Annotated in this window: 13 protein-coding genes; 4 read left to right on the top strand and 9 right to left on the bottom strand. The window is 55.4% G+C overall.

The genetic code is table 11. The features are described from left to right. Window positions 1-64 precede the first annotated feature (64 nt). Entirely contained in the window at window positions 65-1,807 is a 1,743-nt protein-coding gene (locus RBB75_RS00320) for a CRTAC1 family protein (RefSeq protein ID WP_353069178.1), read from the bottom strand. Between the two features lie 171 nt (window positions 1,808-1,978). Then, a complete protein-coding gene (locus RBB75_RS00315; protein ID WP_179638532.1) occupies window positions 1,979-3,484 on the bottom strand; it encodes a cytochrome c3 family protein in 1,506 nt (501 codons plus the stop codon). 331 nt (window positions 3,485-3,815) lie between these two features. Here RBB75_RS00315 and RBB75_RS00310 point away from each other — a divergent pair, with 331 nt between their 5' ends. Next, window positions 3,816-4,835 carry a LacI family DNA-binding transcriptional regulator gene (locus tag RBB75_RS00310; protein ID WP_179638531.1) on the top strand — a complete coding sequence of 340 codons (1,020 nt, stop codon included), beginning with the start codon at window positions 3,816-3,818 and terminating at the stop codon, window positions 4,833-4,835. A gap of 121 nt (window positions 4,836-4,956) precedes the next feature. Here the strand turns inward: RBB75_RS00310 and RBB75_RS00305 are convergent, their stop codons facing one another. Together RBB75_RS00305 and RBB75_RS00300 are read right to left on the bottom strand one after the other, a co-directional pair. Next, window positions 4,957-6,645, bottom strand: a complete 1,689-nt coding sequence (locus RBB75_RS00305; RefSeq protein WP_179638530.1) for an alpha-L-fucosidase — start codon at window positions 6,643-6,645, stop codon at window positions 4,957-4,959. A gap of 72 nt (window positions 6,646-6,717) precedes the next feature. After that, window positions 6,718-9,399 (bottom strand): glycosyl hydrolase family 95 catalytic domain-containing protein, encoded by a 2,682-nt coding sequence (locus RBB75_RS00300; protein ID WP_353069177.1) that lies wholly within the window; start codon window positions 9,397-9,399, stop codon window positions 6,718-6,720. Window positions 9,400-9,645: 246 nt separating this feature from the next. Between RBB75_RS00300 and RBB75_RS00295 the strand changes: the two genes are divergently transcribed. Together RBB75_RS00295 and RBB75_RS00290 are read left to right on the top strand one after the other, a co-directional pair. Then, on the top strand, window positions 9,646-10,947 hold the full coding sequence (locus tag RBB75_RS00295; protein WP_257030971.1) for a glycoside hydrolase family 27 protein: 1,302 nt from the start codon (window positions 9,646-9,648) through the stop codon (window positions 10,945-10,947). A gap of 58 nt (window positions 10,948-11,005) precedes the next feature. Then, window positions 11,006-13,156, top strand: a complete 2,151-nt coding sequence (locus tag RBB75_RS00290; protein ID WP_179638527.1) for a beta-galactosidase — start codon at window positions 11,006-11,008, stop codon at window positions 13,154-13,156. Between the two features lie 91 nt (window positions 13,157-13,247). Here the strand turns inward: RBB75_RS00290 and fucP are convergent, their stop codons facing one another. The 3 genes from fucP to RBB75_RS00275 are packed head-to-tail and all read right to left on the bottom strand — an operon-like array spanning window position 13,248 to window position 17,492. Next, window positions 13,248-14,579: an L-fucose:H+ symporter permease gene (gene fucP / locus RBB75_RS00285; protein WP_179638526.1), complete on the bottom strand. Its 1,332-nt coding sequence runs from the start codon at window positions 14,577-14,579 to the stop codon at window positions 13,248-13,250. A 19-nt stretch (window positions 14,580-14,598) separates the two neighbouring features. Continuing rightward, window positions 14,599-15,606 carry a zinc-binding alcohol dehydrogenase family protein gene (locus RBB75_RS00280; protein WP_179638525.1) on the bottom strand — a complete coding sequence of 336 codons (1,008 nt, stop codon included), beginning with the start codon at window positions 15,604-15,606 and terminating at the stop codon, window positions 14,599-14,601. Further along, a complete protein-coding gene (locus RBB75_RS00275) occupies window positions 15,603-17,492 on the bottom strand; it encodes an aldo/keto reductase (protein WP_257030970.1) in 1,890 nt (629 codons plus the stop codon). Before RBB75_RS00275 ends, RBB75_RS00280 begins: the two co-directional genes overlap by 4 nt. 158 nt (window positions 17,493-17,650) lie before the next feature. On the opposite strand from RBB75_RS00275, the gene RBB75_RS00270 reads away from it, so the two are divergent. Next, complete coding sequence (locus RBB75_RS00270; protein WP_179638524.1) at window positions 17,651-18,025, top strand: L-rhamnose mutarotase; 375 nt, start codon at window positions 17,651-17,653, stop codon at window positions 18,023-18,025. A 90-nt stretch (window positions 18,026-18,115) separates the two neighbouring features. Here RBB75_RS00270 and RBB75_RS00265 read toward each other — a convergent pair whose 3' ends face one another. After that, on the bottom strand, window positions 18,116-20,062 hold the full coding sequence (locus RBB75_RS00265; protein WP_353069176.1) for an alpha-L-arabinofuranosidase C-terminal domain-containing protein: 1,947 nt from the start codon (window positions 20,060-20,062) through the stop codon (window positions 18,116-18,118). 316 nt (window positions 20,063-20,378) lie between these two features. Beyond that, a complete protein-coding gene (locus tag RBB75_RS00260; protein WP_353069175.1) occupies window positions 20,379-21,641 on the bottom strand; it encodes a tagaturonate epimerase family protein in 1,263 nt (420 codons plus the stop codon). Window positions 21,642-21,698 lie beyond the last annotated feature (57 nt).

Here is a 21,698-nt window from a genome sequence, read left to right as displayed (position 1 = left end):
GGGCATAACCGGAGGCATAGCTGATGTCCTCGAAGGTTCCGAACTGACGAACGCTCCTCGAAGATCAGCGCCTGGAGGACTCTGCTGGACTGGTCTCCGCGGTCGATTGAAGAGGTTCGTCCACCTGAAGAATTCGGTCGGACTTTACCTCACCTAACTTCTGGACGACACCACTAGGCCACCGAATCTCAATCTCCTTTGCGACTATATCCGTTCCGAGGCCAAAGTGCGCGCGTTTATCGTTAGAGGAGAGATAGCCCCCCGCGGTCGAGACAGTGACATATTGAGATCCTTTGGATGTTGTCAGCTTTATCTCTGCGCCGATGGCATCCCGGTTGCTGCGGTGGCCGACCAGGCGCAGCGTGAGCCAATGATTCTGCGTCGCCGTTTCGTTATGCAGGATGTGGGCGGCTCCGCCGTTTGTCGTGACTACTGCGTCGATGCGGCCGTCATTGTCGAAATCGCCCACCGCCATTCCGCGACTGACCCAAGGCTGAACGAAGACGCTTCCTGAGACCTCGGACACGTCGACAAAGCCGTGACCAGTGTTGCGCGCAAGAAGCATCGGCTCTTTGTAGTGAAGTTGAGGTGAAGTGAGTTCGATAGTGTCGAGATCATGTCCCTGGGCAATGAGTAGATCCTTGAGCCCGTCATTGTCGTAGTCGAGAAAGTGAACGCTCCAGCCGGAGTGGAGAAGAGTGATGCGGCCAATGCCTGACATGTAGGTGTCGTAAGTGAAGCTGCCGTCGCCGTTGTTTTTGTAGAGGGCGTATCTCTGGTTGGCAAGATTGGTGATGACAAGATCGGGAAGACCATCGTTGTCGTAGTCTTCAAAGTCGATGCCCATACCGGCGTAGGTGCGGCCATCGCCGTCGACTGCGATCTCGGCGTTGAGCCCCATCTCCTCAAAGGTGCCGTCTCCGTTGTTGCGGTAGAGGAACTCCAGCATGGAATCGTTCGCGACGGCTATATCGATCTTGCCGTCACGGTCAAAGTCGGCGAGCGCGATCCCGAGACCTTTGCCGGGGACAGAGAGGCCGATTTTTTTAGAAACCTCGGTGAAGTGGCCGTTTCCGTCATTGTGGTAGACCAGGGGAGCGATCGCGGGGAAGATGTCTGGATGGCAATAGGCGCGATAACCGTCGCGATGCTCGCCGCACCAGACGTCTTCAAAGTCCCATTTGACGTAGCGGAGGACGACGAGGTCGAGTAGGCCGTCGTTGTCGAGATCGATCCAGGCCGCACTGGTCGACCAGCCACTGCCAGCGGTTCCGGAGCTCTCGGTGATGTCGGTGAAGCTGCCGTTGCCGTTGTTGTGATAGAGGCGATTGCCGCCATAAGCCGTCACGTAGAGATCTTCAAAGCCGTCATTGTCGAAGTCTCCCACTGCGACACCCATGCCGTAGCCGACGCCTTTGAGCCCAGAGCGCTCGGTGACATCCTCGAAGGTACTGTCCTTTTTCTGGTGATAGAGGCGGTTCCAATCGTGGGGGCCGGACTTCTGCGGAATGGTGCCCTTTGTTGTTGGGCTGTCAAGGTGAGCTCCGTTGACGAAGAATATGTCAAGGAGGCCGTCGTTATCATAGTCAAAGACGGCGACTCCCGAGCCCATCGTCTCAAGCAGATACTTTGTCGAGGTATGGGACGCGACACCTTGAAAATGAATACCACTGCTTTGGGTGATATCGACAAATTTGCCGGGGATGACGGGCGGTTGTTGTGTGGCAACGTGAGGAGGAGGTGAGATCTGCCCGAAGACAACAGATGCAATCAGGAAGCAGAGCGAAGCCGCACTGCCGGTGCACACGGATCTCGCAACGAGAAGGATTGGGAATCGTGTTCTGAGGTTCCGGGCCTGAGATGAATCTGCTAAGGACACTGTTCGCTCTTTCTGCTTCTTTGATGTGCGATTTCGATCTATTATCTCGATCTATTTTGACGATTGGACAAGACTCACCTGACAAATCCCAGTCTTGGTCTACCTGTTTTCTTTCGCTTGGGGAGCAGCACACGGCCGACTGCCGTCCTCCAACGCTGTGAGAGTATGGCGCGCCTCTCCCATTCCAGGGCTGTAGACGAGCACAGTTCTGAGCGTGTCTTCTGCGGCTTCTTTAGATCCAAGCATGCACTGCGCCTTGGCGAGATTCTGTCCGAGGGCGGGGATGTCCGCGTTTTGACGGAAGGCTCGCTGCCACGAATCTGCAGCTGCCTGGAGGTTACCCGCTCGGGCGAGGAGAGTACCTAGATTCGTTGCGGCTGCCAGGTTCTCGGGATCGTTTTTCAAGACATCCTGGTAGTAGGTCTTGGCGTGAGCGTCATCCTGATTCAATTGGGCTATGATTCCGAGCGCGCGCAGCACTGCAGGGTCCTCGGGATCAGATTTTTCCGCCGCAATGAGCATCTGCCATGCACGCGATCTTTCGGTTGTGAGTCCTTTAACCACAACGAGGTTGTAGTACGCCAGAGCGAGGTCGCGCGATTTGCTCGTGCTGGCTAGAATCGGAACCAGCTCCGGGGTTCGAGCCGGAACGGCTTCCAGATCGGGTTGGGCGGGATGCTGTCGGATGCGGTGATCGGTCCATGATACATGGGGGATGTTCTGCGCTCCGGTTTTTGGCATATGGCAGCTGGTGCAGTCGCGAGTTACGACGTAGTGCTCGGCGACATATTTGTCCTGAGTGTGACAAGTGAGACATTTGGTGCGATAGAAGTTGGTGCGCTCTTCAGCCGTTGGCGAAGCGTGAGGATTGTGACAGGTCATGCACGACATGCCGGGCCCGCTCGCGATCCTGCACCTGCTGGACTGGAACTGCTCGATCTCGCTGACGGCACGCTGGGTCGTGTTCTCGCCGACATAGACAAAGTAGGACATGAAGTCGGTGAGATCGGCGCCAGGTTTGAAGTCGAGTACGGACCGGTCGCGGCGTTCGACACTTGTATCGCCTTCGAGATGACAAACACTGCAGATACTATCTCTCTTTGCAGGCGAAAGCTTGACGGGGTTGACGACAGCGGTGCGTCCGCTAGAGGCAACATGTTCGCGGCTATCCCCGTGGCAGCTCTCGCAGGTTATGCCTACGTACTCGAAGGGTAGTCCGCGATAGAGATTGTCGGTGCCTTCTACCTGCTTGTTCACGCTGCTCATGTGGCAGCGCAGACAGCTTGGGTTGAGCGTGAGCGCTCCGGGGAGTTCCCGCGACCGCTGAAAGCCGGGCTTCATGGCGTAGCCTTTGAGGTTTGCGTAGTAGGCAATCGGACTTTCCAGCAGGTATCCGTTCTTCGAATAGAGGTAGGTCAAGCCGAGGTGACCAGAGCCTAGGAAGTAATGAAGCCGCTCTTCGATTTCGATAGGAGGCGCCGTGGGAAGGGTATAGTCAAGTGTAGGGTGCGCTTGGTTGCTAACTGTGTAAATGACGCCGGATGGAGCGTGCCGAAACGATCCTGGGATAAGTCGTTCGCCGGCTAGTCCGCTCGCGTTGGCCATAGGTGTCTTGAGGTAAGTCTCGAATATCGTACGGTGACATTGGCTACAGACGGCGTCGGCGTCGCGCACTGGTGTAGCAGCCTTGTCCTGCGGTAACCCACGCAGTGAGAAGGCGGCAGCTAAGAAGAGCGGTAACGCCCGCGGCAATCTCCTTAGAAACATTAACTCACTTTCCATACAGCGTGCTCGCCTAAGTCTTCAAACTGCGTTTCAAAAGTAGAACCACAGTTTAGGTAAAGGTTATCTCGACCTGAAAGCTAGAAGATGCAACGGCGTTTGTCAACAATGAGCAACGCTATCGAGGCCAAAACGTATCTTGTATATTCACTCCATGGCTGTCCGAATGAAAGATGTTGCGCAAAGTCTCGGCGTCTCGATCGTGACGGTCTCAAAGGCGCTTAAGAACCATCCCGATATTGCGAAGGCAACACGCGAACGAGTGATGGCGAAGATCAAAGAAGTTAACTACCGGCCGAATCTGATGGCTAGGAGCCTGGTGACCGGGCGCAGTTCTCTCGTTGGTCTCATCGTGCCGGACCTAATTCACCCCTTCTTCTCCGAGATCGCGAAATCGCTCTCAAGTGCGCTGCGCAAGAAGGACTTCTTCCTGCTCGTAGCCTCCTCCGAGAGTGACGCTGTCCTCGAAGATGCCGAGATCGAGCATATGCTCGCTCACCGGCTGGATGCCCTGGTGGTAGCCACAACACAGTCGACCTCGGAGAAGTTGCGCAAGGTCAGCGAGAATGGGCCGCCGCTGATTCTTCTCGACCGCGACTTTCTGGATTTTCGCTCTAACTTCCTCGGATCGAACGACTACAAGGTTGGTGAGTTAGCAACGGAACATCTCATCGCCATCGGTCGCAAGAAGATCGCCCACATCCGAGGTCCGGAGAACAGGGTAGGGAAGAGCCGTTTCGAGGGATATCAACATACTCTCGAGCGCCACGGGGTTGCCATCGATCCTCGGTATGTGATCGCACCGCTCGGCTCAGTGGATGTAGATGGCCGGAGGCGAGGGGAGACGGCGATGAAGCACCTGCTAAGCCTGAAGATGCGTCCGGATGCGGTCTTCTGCTTCAATGACATGATCGCGTCCGGTGCCATGATGGCCGCTTTGGACGCCGGCCTGAAGATACCTCGTGATCTCGCAGTCATTGGTTGCGGAAACTATCACTACGATGAACTGCTTCGCGTCCCGCTTTCGACAATAGACCAGAGGATTGAGCCCCTGGGCCTTCGGACCGCGAAGATGATCTTCCGTCTCGTTGAAGCAGAAGGGCCGATTCGTCCCCAGCGCGTCATACTGGAGCCAGAGCTGGTGGTTAGAGAATCTTCCAGAGTTGTGAAGTAGGAAAGCAAAGTTCTCCAGTGTCTCGGGTCAAGCCACATCTCCTGTCGAGAGATGGTCGCGATTGATATGGTGGATGAATCCAGTGTGCTGAGACCAGAAAAATCAACAAATGTCTCAAGCCTTAACTGGACGTATTAAGGCGAGACACCTCAATCCGAAATCCGTACGCGATGTCGTTCGGCTTCTGTGTCGGCAGTTTCACAACCAGTTCGTTCGAGTTCCGCTCGAAGGAACAAGGCTCTCCGACGCCGAGCATCTCGACTTTGCTGATCTCGCTTGGAAGCTCTTTCGATCCGCGAGCGAACGTCTTGATCTTAAGTTTGCTATCTGCGGGCCAACCGAGCGCGATGACGTAAAGACGGCCATCCTTAACGGTGAAGCGCATGTCCTCGGAGGTATAAGGTCGGCCATTTCCCTCGTTGAAGTTACCAGTTTTCACCGGGTCCGGTGGGCCTTCTCCATACACGGTGAAAGGCCGCGTGCCGAAGATGGCCTCTCCGTTTATCGGCATCCAGGCTGCTAGGTCAGCAAGGATTTGCCGCTCGTCGGAATCGATGGTGCCGTCACCCTTCAACGGGATATTCAAGCACAGATTTCCGTTCTTGCTGACGACGTCCGCCAACAGATGAATCACTGTCTTTGCATATTTATACTTGTGCTGCTCAAAGACTTCACGGCTATAGTGCCAGTCGCCGATGCAGGTATCGGTCTGCCACGGAAGCGGAAGAATGTCATTCGACCTGCCTCGTTCGAGATCGAGCGCTGCGGCTCCTCTATGCTGTGGAACAAACTCTTTCCCGAAGACAACGGCCTCATTGCGTCCTCCATGAAGGGCCATATTCGAGTTGTAGAAGTGGGTCGTAATATCGACACCGGTTTGGCCCAGCGGGAGCCCGGTGTCGTCGAAGTAGAGCATGTCCGGTTTATAAGTGTCGAGAAGATCCCTGCAACGCAAAAACCAGGTGTTAGTAAAGTCGGGATTATCAGCTGGGGGAAATTCATCCCAAACGCGATCGTTCGCATTGTGCCAGCTAAGCATCTTCTGGGCTGATGTGAAGCCATCCGGGACGACCAGATTGGGTCCCACGTAGAGCTCCTGGGGATTTAGGCCGACCAAGCTCTTCTTTGTAAATCCGTCATACCGCACACCCGCCAATGGACCCTCCGCATCGTAGCCGTATGCAGTCTGGAACCAATGCCACGCATGGGCCGAATGGTTGCTGACCCCGTATCGCAAGCCGCGTCTTTTACAGATCGCACCCCAGGTCCCGACAATATCCTTCATTGGACCGACTCGCGTTGAGTTCCAATCGTGATATTTGGACTTGTAGTTGTCGAAGTTATCGTGATGATTGGCAAGCGCCATGAAGTACTTCGCGCCAGCGGCCTGGTACAGATCCATCAGGGCCTCAGGATCCCAGCGCTCTGCCTTCCACATGATGTCGATATCCTTGAAGCCGACCTTTGAAGGATGGCCGTAGTTCTTGACGTGGTAGTCGTAAGCCGGATCGCCCTGAAGGTACATCCTGCGGGCATACCAATCCCCCTGCTCGGGCACGCACTGTGCCGTCCAATGGGCCCAGATGCCGAACTTCGCATCTCGAAACCAGTCCGGTGTCTCGTAATGTGCTTTAAGCGACTTCCATGTAGGTTCGAACGGCCCCTTTGCAAGAGTGCGCTCAAGGCTGGTCGCAACTCTCCCTACCGGGTTTGCCGGGGAATTGATAACGGCACCCAGAAGTCTTGACGTGACGGCAGCTTGTCCCGCGCCCGCGAGAAGACCGAGTGCACCTCGTCTTGAAAGTTTCATGAACTCTCCTGCTGATTCTGTTTCGGTGTTGGGCTACTTTGATCGTAATCATTGTTACGATGAGTGAATTGACTATTTGTCGGAGACCCCTGCGACCAAATGATATTGTTGTCCCTTGCGCACACGTATCGTAACTATCTCCCTATCTTTGTCTGGAGTGAGGTCGACTGCGTCCCCCTTCGTGTTGGTGGCCATAATAAGGCGCAAACCTCTCTGAACACGGAGCCGGTGAGTGCCATCGCGCAAAGCAAGAAGTTCCGCGTCGACTAATTTGCCGTCCTTCCATCGCAGTGCAACCTCCAGTCCACCGCGCGTGCGCAGACCCCTGATAGAGCCGTTCTTCCATGCGATTGGCAGTGCTGGTAAGAGTGCGACTTCTTTATCGTGGCTTTGTAGGAGAAGCTCGGCAATAGCAGCCGTAGCGCCAAAGTTTCCATCGATCTGAAAGATGCTATGCGGGGGTCCAGCTGATTTCGAACGCGCCGTCTTCTCGCCGGAGCTGGTGGCGATGGCTGTCTCCAGGGTTTCGCCCAGCGGGTGTGTGTCGAACAAATTCGGTCCGGTGCTGTGCTCGATCAGCATCTTGAGCGACTCCCAGGCCATGTCTCCGTCTTCCAGACGTGCCCATAGACCGATGACCCAGGCGCGGCTCCAGCCCGTATAAGCGCCACCGTTGGCAAGACGCCGCTCAACCGATCTTCGCGCTGCCTGCGCAAGCCGTGGATTATTGCGCGGAGTAATCTCGGAGCCGGGATAGACAGGATAAAGATGTGACATGTGGCGCTGCCCCGGCTGGCTTTCCTCATAATCGATTGCCCACTCCTGAAGCTGGCCCCATCGCCCAATCTGATAGTCGGGCAGACGCTTGACGACGGTGCTGAGCCTAGCCGCAAAGGCAAAATCGGTATTCAGAACGGTCGCAGCTTGCTGCACGTTCGTGGAGAGTTCTCGAATCAGTGCGAGGTCCAGCGTGCATCCAAAGCTTGTACTTGCCGTAGTGCCGTTTGGCGCAAAAAATGTGTTTTCGGTGGAGAACGACGGGCAGGTCGTCAAACCGCCTTTCCCGTCGTCCACCATCCAGCTCAGGCAGAACTCTGCCGAGCCGCGCATAATCGGATAGACCTTGCGCAGAAATGATTCATCGCCGGTGAAGAGATAGTGCTCCCAAAGGTGTGCGCACAGCCACGGCCCGCTCATGGCGAAGTTGGCCCAGGTGGGTGTCGCGAACTCCGTTCCCATGCCGACCGGGGCGGACTGCCTCCACAGGTCGATGTTGTGGTGCGAGACCCAACCATTGGCGCCGTAGTTGACCTGTGCCGTCTTCGCTCCATTCTGGCTGAGGTCCGCGATCATTTCGGCCAGCGGCAGGTGGCACTCGGAGAGGTTGCAAGTCTCAACCGGCCAGTAGTTCATCTGGACATTGATATTCGAAGTCCAGTTCGAGCTCCACGGCGGACGCAGCTCATCGGTCCAAATACCTTGCAGATTCGCAGGTTGCGTGCCCGGCCGCGAGCTCGTCATCAGCATATATCGGCCTAGGTTGAAGTAGAGCGCAAGAAGCGCAGGATCGGGGTTCGCTGCAAACTCCGATACTCGCTTGTCGGTCGAACTCGAGCTGGACCCAAATTCTTTACCGAGGTCGATCCTTACTCGTCGATAGAGCGCCTGATGATCCTTCAGGTGCGCGGAATACAGGCTCTCGTACGAAATGACTTTGGCACTCGCAACAGGCCTCTCCGCGGCAGCCACAATTTCAGCGAGCGGCATATCGGGAATCTGCGCATATCCCTTGTAGCCGGTAGCGATGCCGACCAGCAGGAGCACGCTGGTAGCGTTCTTGATCGCAAGAGTCCCGTCCTGCGCACGCGTAACTGAGCCGTCCCTGGCTGAGGGATGTGAGTTCGAATCCAGCAGCTGTGCGTCCAGTACCGCAGCGAACCGCATGCCAACCCCTTCCGCATCGCTGTATTGAATCGGATTGTCGTTGTGCAGGTAAGACGGTATCGAGACGCTGGGCGCTTTTCCGATCAGACGAATGGTATTGTCGTCGATCGCCTCCGTTTTCGACTGCAACAGGCTTACGAATCTCACTATTCCATTGAGTGCCCCCTTACGGCTGCAGGTCAGCCGAATAACGATGACCTGTGCCGGGGCCGAAACAAAGACCTCGCGTATGTATAAGTCCCCAACTTCCGCGTTCGCGCCTTCTGCGCCAGACACACTGTAGCGAACGGTCGCCACGCCGCGATCAAGGTCCAGTTCTCGGCGGTATCCGCTCACGGCCGACGGATGATCGAGCGTAATCAGCACATCCCCCACAGGCTCGAAGGCCTGGTTGTAAGGACCCTGCATCTTCCGGCACTCCTGATCGGCCGCCTGGTATTTGCCTTGCTGCAGGATGAGCTTGCGAACCTCAGGCAAATGGTGCTCGGCGTCCGGATTGTTCCAATCGGAGGGGGCTCCGGACCAGAGCGTGTCTTCGTTCAGTGTGATGCGCTCCCTGCCCGCGTCCGACGTGCCACCGAGGCCGCCCCCGAGCACCATAGCGCCCAGGCGTCCATTACCGAGGGGGACGGCGTCTACCCACTGGCCCGCGGGCTGCTCAAACCACAGCAGTGATTCTGTGCTCGCATATTTTGTATCCTCTGAAGAACTCTCTGCGATGGCGTTGACGGAAGCGCTCGAAAGGTAGGAAGAAGCATAGGTGAGTCCAAGCAGACTGAGAAAACTGCGGCGTGTTGAAGAAGATCCCATTCGAGTCCTTAGCGCTCTTCAGCCTTCTCGGCTGCTTTGATATTGACAATTGTGGGGCGGGTCCCATATCTATGTACACGCAACAGTAAACGATTACTTGAAAAGCATGCAATGCCTCAAACATACTAATTTCCCTCCCAAGGATTTTTACTCATGGCGCTTTCCGCGACCGCATCTTGCCTGACGTCTCTTTGTCTCGCGGCATCCTTTATTCACACGCTAAATGCTCAGGATGTTTCCAGCACGATGCTGGCTCCCACGCCACCCATGGGATGGAACAGTTGGGATTCATTCGGACCCTCCGTGCGCGAGGACGAAGTGAAGGCAAATACCGATGTCATGGCGGCTAGGCTAGCAAAGTATGGTTGGCAATACGTCACGGTCGACATTGAGTGGTACGCACCCGACGCCCATGCTAATGGCTACATCCCTCGGGGCAGGGTCGTGCTGGACCAGTACGGGCGCTTTCAGCCAGCGCTCAATCGTTTTCCGACCGCGGCTGACGGAGCGGGGTTCAAGCCGCTCGCCGCCTACGTGCATAGTAAGGGCTTGAAGTTTGGTATTCACATCATGCGTGGAATTTCGCGGGAGGCAGTCGAAAAAAACCTGCCCATCGAAGGGTCGAAGTACCATGCCGCCGATATTGCCGACAAGGTTAACATCTGCCACTGGCCCCAGATGGAAGACACTTACGGCGTCGATATGAGCAAGCCGGGCGCTCAGGACTACTACGACTCCATCGCACGTCTTTACGCAGCATGGGGGGTTGATCTGGTTAAGGCAGACGATATGAGTCGGCCCTTCCATGAGCCCGAAATCCGTGCTCTCAGCTCTGCTCTGAGGAAGACAGGTCGACCCATCGTTCTCAGTCTTTCGCCTGGACCCGCGCCGATTAGCAATTATCTGGAGCTCAAAGCCAACGCGCAGATGTGGCGTATCTCGGATGACTTCTGGGATCGATGGATCGATGTCAAGCAGCAGTTTGAGCGGGCTCACCTTTGGGAGAACGACTCGCATCCGGGAGGCTGGCCCGACGCGGATATGTTGCCGCTTGGTCACATCGCGATCCGAGGCGAGCGCGGTGTCGATCGCAACAGCTTGCTTACGCATGACGAGCAGATCACTCTGATGACTTTGTGGTCGATCTTTCGCTCTCCACTGATCTTCGGTGGCGACCTTTCCACGAGCGACGCATTCACCTTCAGTCTGCTCACCAATCCCGAGGTGCTGGCGGTCAATCAAGCCAGCACCCATGGCCACCAGGCCTACCGTAATGACGACATTATTGCCTGGACGGCAGATGAGGAGACCTCCGGCGGCAAGACCCTGGCAAAGTATGTGGCAGTCTTCAACACGGGTGACACCACCAAGAGCGTGCATCTCTCCTGGAAGAGTATTGGGATCGGTGCTCCAGCAGCCGGAGTCCGTGATCTATGGGCGCAGCAAGAGGTTAAGAAAGAGAGTGCCGATGCGGAAGCTCTTCACACCTCTCTTGCGCCACATGCCTCTTTGTTCTACAAGGTCGTCACTCTTGAGCAGAGCCATTGACGACCTGCGCCTCAGCCGTCGGCAGCGGGGTGGCATTTCGTAGGAGCAAGGGGATATCGTGATTCCGAGAAGAGATTTTCTAAAGGGTGGCGCTGCAACCGTGGCGTTCAGCGCAGGCAAGAAGACCTTTGCTGGTATCTACACGAAAGACCAGCCTGTCGCTTACGACGAAAAATCGGTCATTTTGAATGGACACCGAACCCTCGTCACCTGCGGAGAAATACATTACCCTCGGTCGACTCGAGCTATGTGGCCCGTTCTCCTTGAGCGAAGCAAAGCGCTGGGTCTGAACATGGTTGCAACTTACGTCTTCTGGAACTTCCATGAGACAAGCCGTGGGAACTATGACTTCACCGGCGAGCGCGATCTTGGCCACTACCTCGACCTGTGTCAGCAAAAGGGACTCTCTGTCTTCCTCCGAGTCGGACCTTACATATGCGCGGAGTGGAACTACGGAGGATTTCCTCCTTATCTGCGCGACGAACCGGGCATCACCATTCGCACGATGAACGCAGCCTATACGGCACGTGTAGAGGCCTTCTTTCACAAACTGGCTGCCGTGGTGCGACCACATTTCGCATCCAATGGCGGTCCGGTGGTGCTAGTCCAGGTAGAGAACGAATACACCAACGTCGCCAAACGGTACGGAGGAGAGGGGCAGGAATATCTCAGGTGGATTGTTGAGTTGGCGAAGCGAGTCGGTCTTACCACCGTGCCAACCACAACCTGCGAGGGCGGCGCTCAAGGCGTTATCGAGACCTCGAACGGATTTACGATTCCCCCGGAGCGCATCGCGGCCGTTCGCAAGTCCCACCCGGGCACACCACTTCTTTGGACCGAACTTTATCCAGCCTGGTACAGGGTCTGGGGAGGCCGCAACCCCATGCCTCGGGACGTGCGGGAGATTGCCGGTGCCATTCTAGATTTTGTAAGCCGCGGTGGCTCAGGCTGGAACTACTACCCGTGGCACGGCGGCTCTAACTTCGGTCGCAATCCGATGTATCTTCAGACGACCTCTTACGACTTTTCCGCCCCCATCGACGAGTATGGAGGCATTACGCAGACAGGAGTTTATCTCGGTCAGTTCCATGCTTTCATGCAGGAGCACAGCTCTATCTTTTTGGAGGGATACAGCTCTGACAGTCTCGATGGAGAGCATCGGACGACCACTTGGACCAAGGGAAGCGATCAACTGCTGCTAGTGCGGGGAACGGACCCGAAGGATGCCCGTCTCCTGAACGGCAAAGGCGAAACCCTCTTTGATCTGAATGCTGTCCATTCGAAGGTCGAGCATAGTTACAGTGAAACCAACTGGACCACAGTGCCCGGAGGCGACGAGGCAAGCTCCTGGACGATGTGGAAGGAGTCTCTTCCCGGAGTCAGGCAGGACAAAGGCGTTGTCTCTATAGAACCAATCGAGCAACTGCTGCTGACGAAAGACATGACAGACTACTGCTGGTACAGCACGATGCTGCTAGTCGCGAAGGCAGGCGCGCAAGAGATAGTCATTCCGTACGGTGGGGACTTTTTCTATGTGTTCGTGGATGACGCTCTCGTCGCCTCGTCCAAACTGCCGCTGCACGAAGATCGTGGAGCCATTACGCCTGATGATCCTGTTCATCCAAGGGTCGTTGCGAACGTGAGCGAGGAGCATCACGAGAGTGGCTTCCGGCACGCATTCACCATTCCCTCTTTGCCGGAGGGAGCGCATCGCCTGGACCTACTCGCAGTTGCGATAGGCATGGTCAAGGGCGACTGGCAGATTGCAAGTCCGATGAACTTCGAGCGGAAAGGTATATGGGAAGGTGTCCTGTTTAACGGCAAACCTCTTCGCAACTGGACGATGCGTGCAGGCCTCATCGGTGAGCGTTCTGTCAGCGCACCCACGAAGGATGAAAATATCTGGCGGGCCACAGGAACGCCTCAACCGCTTCAGTGGTACAGAAAGCAGTTGGCGGTTCCGGCAAGTCTATTATCCGGAAGCGCGGTCTTTCGCATCGATGGAAATGGTCTTGGGAAGGGCATGATCTGGCTGAACGGCAAAGCTGTCGGCCGTCATTGGCTGATCGATGCGAGCAATGCGCCGGAGACTCCGTCACAACGTTATTATCACGTTCCGTCCGATTGGCTTCGTCAAAGCAACGAGCTCATTCTCTTTGAGGAGCACGCAGTCTTGCCGACCGAGGTAAGACTTCAGGTGCGAGCCTAACGGTCCGTCCGCTCGCGAGCAGGATTCTATATAGAGTTTGCAGCATTGGCCAAAGGGTCCACATAATTTGTGTGGGCCTCTCTTTTTGGCGTCAGATCTCGAACGTCGTTGTCACCATCAGGTTCGCTTCGTAGCGACGCATGTACTGGGCGAATACAGCGATCACCAGGTAGGCGTAGAGAGGGAGTTGATAGCTTGCGGCCGTGCTGTGCGTGTGTTCCGCAATGAGACCCATCAATGGCGTTATGATCGCGCCGCCAATGATGGCCATCACGAGGAGAGAGCCGCCGAGATTGGTATTCGCGCCGAGCCCCTTCAAGCCCATGGCGAAGATCGTCGGAAACATCATCGACATGAAGAAGCTGGTCAGTAGAACAGCGCCAATCCCGATTGTGCCAGGGTTAAAGATACCAACAAGCAGCAGCGCGACATTTGAAAGCGCAAAGACCGTCATCAGAGAGCCTGGCGCGAAGCGTTTCATCAGGAAGGTCGATGAGAAGCGGCCAAGGCCAAACGCGCCAAGGGTGTAGGTGAGGAGGTGCCCGGCCGTCTTCTCTGGAGTATGCGCGTAGTCCTGCGCATACTGGATGAAGTAGCTCCAGGTTCCTACCTGCGCGCCTACGTAGAGGAACTGCGCGACGATAGCGAAGAGAAAGTGCCTGTAGCGTAAAAGCTCCCTCCAGTTGCCGCTTATCTCTGCGGTGTGCTCGCGTGTGCGGATAAATGTCGGAAAGCGCGTCATAAGGATCATCACCGCCCAGACCAGGGCAACCGTGCCGAGAACTAGGTACGGCGCGACGATCCGTAGCGTCTCGCGATGCAGGTACGCCGTGTAGGTTCCCTGGTCCCGCATGACCGCGATCTGGTGTCCGGTCAGTTCGATCCCGGAGAATATAAACGTTGTGCCGACCAGCACTCCCAGGATGGCGCCGAGCGGATTGAATGCCTGCGCCAAATTGAGTCGCCTCTCCGAAGTTGCCGTTGGCCCGAGCTGCGCGATAAATGGATTTGAGGCCGTCTCCAAAAAGGCTAATCCGCTGGCGACGACAAACAGGGCCATCAGAAAGAAAACATATCTTCCGGAGTTTGCGGCTGGCAGAAAGAGAAAACATCCCGATGCAAAAAGCAGAAGACCCGTCATGAAGCCGGCTTTATATCCCTTCCTCTTCACGAGCAGCCCCGCGGGAAGCGCCAGCAGAAAGTAGCCCAGGTAAAAAGCCGACTGTACCAGCCCTGCTTCGAAGCGGCTAATCGCAAACGATTTCATAAACTGGCGAATTAAAACATCATTCAGATTGTTCGGGATTCCCCAAAGAAAAAACAGGCCCGTGATCAGGAGAAAAGCTCGCAGAACACCTGAAGGAAGAAGCGGGGCGCTGCGATTCGCATCAACGGCGGAAGGGTCTGGGGTGGAGACGATCATCGCGACCTTTCATGTTTCGCTAAAGGTGAATTTGCACCATGATTTTCGTGTAGTCGGCGGGAGAACTGGACCACTTTGCAAGCATTGAAGGAGCTTCCTCCAGGCCGACGATCGCGCTCACCGCAAGGTCAACCGGAAACCGTCCGGCCCCCAGCATTGCGATCACCTGCCGAAAATCCTCTGGAAGCGCATTCCTTGACCCGAGAATGTCGAGTTCCTTCTGCACAAAAAGCTTCGTCTCGTATGCGACCGGTTCCTTGGCATACCCGATGTAGACCACGCGACCGGTGAATGCGACAACCTGCACTGCAGCCTGGAAGGTCGCCTGCAGCCCGATCGCCTCGATGACGACGTCAGGACCGTCTCCATCCGTAAGCTCCTGCAGCCGGGCGCGAAAGTCCTCCCGCTCGGAGTTGATCAGGTGTTTCGCACCTGCGGCCCGCGCGGTCTCGAGCTTCGTGTCGTCCAGATCGATTGCGATGGTTCGGGCTCTTCGGAAGGCTGAGCCTGCAACGGCGCCAAGTCCAATGCCGCCGCATCCGAATACCGCCACAACATCGGTCTCAGTCACGCGAGCGCGAGCTACTGCATGAAAGCCGACTGTCAACGGCTCAACCAGGCACAGCTCCTTCGTCGAGAGTGCTGATGGATACACCTTCCCTTCGGGTACGACCAACAACTCCGTCAAGGCCCCGTCGCGCTGCACTCCAAAGGTCTGATTTTCCCTGCAAGCATTGAAGCGTCCGCGACGACAGGAAGGGCAGCGGCCACAACTTGTGTAAGGCGAGACCGCAACGCGTGTTCCTGCAGGTACCCCCGACGTACCCTGCAACACCGTGGCCGCAATCTCATGGCCGAGGACGCGAGGATAGGTCACCAGGGGATTATTACCGCGAAAGCTGTTCAGATCTGTTCCGCACAGTCCCACCATGTCGACCCGAAGCAGTAAGTCGTCTGCAGAGAAGACCGGCTCAGAGATCTCGACGATACGTGCATCGCCTTTGTTAATCAACGATAACGCTTTCATAGATCCTCAATTTGTTGTGAGCGATGTGAGAGCATGACGGAACCATGGACATGAGTCTTCGAGTGTGCGAGTCGATATACGCGCTTCGCGACCATGCCTAGAATGTCCGCCTGCTCAGTTGTGGAGAGTGGGGCAATCCATCCTTCTACAACGCGCCACCATTCGGCGTAGTCGCAGCCCAGCGTCAACACAGGCCAGTCTGTCCCCACCATCAGCCTGTCTGCGCCAAAAGCCTCCAGGGCAACCTGGAAGTAGGGCGCGAGAGCAGCTGGCGTCCACCTCTTCCAGTCCGCTTCGGTCACCAACCCGGAGATCTTGCAGCTCACGTTGTGACGTCTAGCGAGCTCTCGAAGAGCCATGGTCCAGCTTTTAATTTCGCCTTGAGCCATGGCGGGCTTCCCCAGGTGATCTAACACGAAGAGCTGATTCGGGTGCCGATCAACGAAACGGGTGACCTCTTCGAGCTGTCTGGAAAAGACCAAAAGGTCGTAGACGAGACCGGTGTCGCGCAGGAGGCGTACGCCGCTGTTGAAAGAGGGATCGTCCAGAAAACCAGCCTCTTCAGCCTGAACGACGTGCCGCAGCCCTTTCAGCCCAGGTTGTTCGGAGAACTCATCGAGGAGGGCAGGGAAGGTCGAGTTCGCTATGGGCAGCCACCCCACAACGCCGCTGATGAAATTGTGCGTGTCAAACAATTCAAGAAGCCATGCCGTCTCATCCAGGGTCTGGCGCGCTTGTACGACAACTGTGCTCTCGACATGAGCCCGAGCCGCTTGGGCCTCCAACTCCGCAGGAAGAAAATCGCGGCGAAGGGGCTGCATTGCATCGTCGATCCAGCCAAACTCACCTGGCGTGTAGCTCCAAAGATGATGGTGCGAATCTATTCTCTCGAACACGATAGTTTCTTTTTTTGCCCATGATCGACTATTTGGCTGAAAGGAGTTCCTTGACCCAAAGTGCTCATTTTCGGGACGTCCTTGCGGCCATGTCGTGTTGAAGATTGGAGCAATCGTCTCGTTCAGCACCCGAATCAACTCTTCGCTTGGTTGAAAGTCGAGCGCAGCGCAATTTTCGTCTACCTGTGCCTCGCTGGACATGCCGACGAGTGTGGATGCCGCGACAGGGTGAGAGAGGCATGCATTAAGAGCAACCGCCGAAGGCGCTACTCCAGCGTAATGGCAAATGGCGACCACTTTCGCAGCCGCAAGCTTTACATTCTTGGGTGCAGGATGCCATTCCGGAATGTCGATCCCCACCAATAGACCCATGTGCATGGGCGAAGCGTTCAAGAGGCCCACGCCGCTCTCGCGCACGAATGGCGTAAGCGCGCGATCCATATCGTTCATCATCAGGTTGGCATGACAATAGTTCAGGATCGTGTCTACCGGTTCAAGCCGTGCAACGTGCGTCAGAACATTTGGCCAATAGCCGGTAATACCCACAAACCTGGCCTTGCCCTGCTCTTGCAGACGACGGAGGGCAGGCAGCGTCTCGGATATGATCTGCTGAATATCCCCGAACTCGATATCATGCACCTGAAGCAGATCAACATAGTCCGTGCGCAGGCGCCGCAAGGAGTCTTCGAAGCGATCCGTAACCCCGCGTGCAGAAAAATCGAACTCCTTCAAACCATACCTGCCGCATTTGGTGGCGAGAACGACCCCATGTCGCAGCCCTTCCAATGCCCCGCCTAGTCGCTGCTCCGCTTGCGTGATCCCGTAGTAGGGCGAAACGTCAAACAGGTTAATGCCGCAGTCAACCGAGTGGCGGACTGCACGCTCTCCACTCGAAGCACCAACTTTTCCGAACACATTTCCCAGCGTAGAAGCACCAAAACCGAGCACTGAGACGCTCAGGCCGGTCGTTCCAAGATCACGATAGCGCAAAGGAGTCTCATTCCCCAAACGAGGTATTAGCCCGAAAGCATAACATTTAGCGTTAACTATGCGCAACGCCGGAGGTTATCGCCGTCCTGATAACGTGGTAAATCTAAAGTCTGACGGCGCCAACTGCCTTAAAGCTTTTCCGAATAGAGGAGTGAATCATGAAACGCTTCTGTCTTACGTTGAGTCTTCGCCCTGACCCTGAACTCATTGCCGAATATATTGAGCATCACAGAATTGGCCGCCCGGAAATTCACCAGAGTATCCGCGATGCGGGTGTTCTAGATATGGAGATATTTCATTTGCAAGGAATCCTTTTCATGATCATGGATACGACAAACGACTTCACGTTCGAGCGTAAGGCAGAGATGGACCGCCTCAATCCGGCAGTGCAGGCATGGGAGAGCTTGATGTCGAGCTACCAGAATGTCTCCTCCGGGTCAGACCCCAGCACACGTTGGAGGCAGATGGAGAAAATCTTCAAGCTGGCACACACAACCGACCAACCCATGCTTGCAGATCGCAGGGAATTTTAGACATGAGAATCTGAACCTCATCCGAAGCGAGTTGATAGCTAATGCTATCCCGAGTAAGCTGTCAACCAACTCGGTCAAAAGACGTGGCCCCTAGTGAGCCTCCAACTCAAGCACTTGCACACTGTACGGTGGGATGGTGTGGGAGAAATTCGGCCCCTCGATTCGCGTGGATGTCTTCACCGGCACGATCTGCGTCGGAGCGCTGATCGAATTGGTCTCTGCGTTCGTCTTGCCGCTGAGCGAGATGAGCATGGCTACTGGCATGACCTTGTTCATACCGGAGAAGTTAATGTCCAACACTTGAGGAACGGACGAAGCGTTGACCATCTTGAGGTAGATCTTTCCAGTACGAGAATCGCGGGTGACCGAATAGAAGAAAAGTTTACCCTCGCCGGTAATGGAAGAGGTGGGAACTTCGTTGCCCAGATACTCTCCGAACATGCACTGCGCGTAATAGCTCGGCGAGCCGTAGCTCTTCAGCGCGTCATAACCGATCAGATCTGACTCCCACTGCATGCCCCCTGGATTCACATTCACGAACAACGGCGCGTAGGAAGCCATCACAATCAAGTCGCTGTTCCTCTCCATGCCGGTCATCCACGCCGCGTCTCCCAAAGCGGCGCCCATGTTTGTCGTGGGTGAGCCCTCCCGAGTCGCCCATTCGCCTACGAAGATCTTGGGTCCGTTGCGATCAGTCTGGTCATAGTGCTTCACATCGTCAAAGAACTCGTCCGCGCGCCTATAGTAGTGGTCGTCGACAACATCAGGCCTCATTCGTTTGAGTGGAGTTGTCGCGATTAGTTGAAGCTGTGGATATTTTGTTTTGATGGCTTTGTAAAACTGCGCATAGCGACCCTCATAGCTGTCGGAGTGATCGAACTGGTCTTCGTTGCCGATCTCAACATAGTTCACATGAAACGGCATTGGATGACCGAGCTTCGCGCGCAGCGCACCCCATTGAGTCGAGGTATCACCGATCGCAAACTCGATCTCGTCGAGCGCATCTTGCACGTACGGTACTAGCGCTGGTCCTGCCTGAATATGGTCCCCTTTGAGTGAGTAGCCGGCATAGACCGCGAGCACAGTCTCAATCTTTAGGTCCTCAGTCCACTCCAGAAACTCGAGCAAGCCCATGCCGTCTGACGACTGGTAGTTCCACGGACTGCGATGGGTAGGTCGATCAACCAACGGACCAATCGTGTTCTTCCAATCGAACCTTTCATCAATCTGATCTCCCTCAAGATAGTTGCCGCCGGGAAGCCTTAGGAAGGTCGGATGCATGGCTGCCATCTTCTCCATCAGATCAGACCGATTGCCGTTCTCCCGATTGTTGAAGGTTGGTGGCATCAGCGAGATCAGGTCCAGCCAGATCCTGCCGTTATGGCCAGCAGTCAGCAGCAGATGATTTTCAGACGACGTCTCCAAGTCGCCCGTCTTGAGCGTGAACTCGTATCGCTTCCACTCTCTCGTCAATGCTGAAGTGTCCGTTGACGCGGCTGCTTTTCCCGTGTTGTCGTTGATCAACGCTAAATTCAGACTCCCCGCAAAAGTCGAGTCAGCCTTGGCATACAACGAACCCTTGTATGTGGTGTTCGGCCGAAGGGCCATACCCCAGTAACCTTCATTTCGCACACCCGCTCTGTTTGCGGGGTCGGCCTGCGTGATCGTCAACGCCAGACTATGAGAGAGCGCTGCACTCGGACCCTCTGCCTGGTCGATCTCCATCGAAGCTCTCGAACTTCCATAATGTTCGATATTCCAGTGCGCGACCCCTCCGAATCCATGGTCCTGAAATGTCCGGTTTCTCACGAGTTCTGCATACAGGCCGCCGTCATAGGAGAAGTTGATCTCCTCGGTCATCAACCCGTAGAGTGTTTGGCTTACGGCATGAACAGGTTTGTCCAAGGCAATCTGCAAGGATGCGGGTGTTGTTTGTGCCTCGCCGGTCGCGATTAATGACGTGGCAACCATGAGAGCCGCGGCCTTCAATCCTAAGAGGCGCGCGAGAGCTGCTTTTTCTAAATGGATTGACTTCACTGGCACTCCGGCTTTTCTCTGTTCCTGCAAAGTTATAAGAGTTTGGTACCTGACAACCCGACCATCACGCTTCCGTATCAGGTTTATGCGGGCAGTTGCTATGTCGTGTACGAGGCCCGATTAATCGAATTGGGCAAACACGTTTCAGCCGTACTCGCCCGCATGATTTGGGGCCATAACTGTAGCGTTAACTGGAAACATCAGAACGGTAGCCAATGTTTGTCCTAATTGTCAAATCGCAGTAGCAGAAGCGAGGGACTGAGACCGATGGCATAAGAAGATCACCAAATTTCGCGTGTTCTGCGAAATCACACCACTAGACTCCCAGAAACACGGGCTTGATATGCCGAAGGAAGAGGTTTTCTGTCACATTTTTTGCGATAATTTCTTGGTTGGCTTCGAGTGCCATTAGATACGTTTTACCCATCTTTGCCGCGACTTTGAAGCCTACATGCAACAGCTGCCTGAAGCTCTCGTTGTACAAGCCATTCCCTGGGTCGTGCCGCAGCGTCGAGGTAAACTGCTCGCTCATCCACTCATTAACCTTGTCCGGCGTCGGCAGCTTTGTCGGGTGGATATCGATGACAGCGGCGTAAGGCGCACAAAGCTCCTCGCGGTGCGCGTAGGCCCCCTCATATATCTCTTTCGCGATCTCGAGTCCAGAGCCACCCGACTCAGCGAGGCCGATCACTTCTTCCAACCAAGTTGTTCCGGCGGTCTTCAAGTGAACTCCTGCATCGAATTTCTTGATTCCAGCGTGAATTGCTTTGTAGATCGAAAACTTGTCTGATCCGGAGTGAACGCTTAACTTCAGATTGTCCGGTAGATCGTAGGTTTTGATCGCAAACGCGATCGTCGCCAAATCCTCCTCGAACTCTTTTGAAAACTGCATCACATCGCCAGCGTAGTCAACGCCTTTATTGAAGCGGCCGGTGAACTTCGGCGCAACCGTCTGGATCGGGATTTTCTGGTCAGCGATGGCCGCGAGAATAATCAATAGTTCCAATGGTGTCTGAGGAGAGTCCGTCTCGTCCATCGAGATCTCAGGCACGAAGTTTCCTTCGCCCTTCTTCTCCACGAGCAGACGATAAATCTCCCCTGCATGTTGGATGGCCGCCAGAAATTTGTTGGCCACGCCCTCAACAAATCCTTTATCCGTCTGGAACGGTTCAGCGATATTTGTGATCGTTACTGCTCCCACAAGCTCTTGATGCCGCCTAACAAACGCGGCTACATCCGCTGGCCTTGCGGCTTCTCCAATCAAGTCCGCGACGTCCAGAGTAAAAAAGTCGCAAGGCTGGATGAATCTCTCAACCGTCTTCTCGTTGATATGATCCGCATCGACGAAGTATGGCTTGACCCATCCCAACTCCTTTACGGCAGCGTCGGCCGCAGCCCTCGTCTGGAGTGGCTCTGACCCAATAATCAAGTGCTCTCGATTCGACTTATTCCACACCGGCACCACATCGATTCCGGCCTCTCCCGCATTGACGCATGCTTTCAGTTGCGCTTTTGCCTGGTGAGCAAATCTGTCACCGACTCCGATCGAAAACTTTGGAAGCTTCAACTGCTTGTTCATCGCAACGTCCCTCTCCTTTTCCACGAAACGGTTAGTCCGATAGATCGATCACGTGGT

The organism is Tunturibacter empetritectus, assembly GCF_040358985.1.
Classification (GTDB): domain Bacteria; phylum Acidobacteriota; class Terriglobia; order Terriglobales; family Acidobacteriaceae; genus Edaphobacter; species Edaphobacter empetritectus.
The sequence above is the reverse complement of the archived record's forward strand: the minus strand, read 5'-3'. Positions and strand labels throughout refer to the sequence as shown.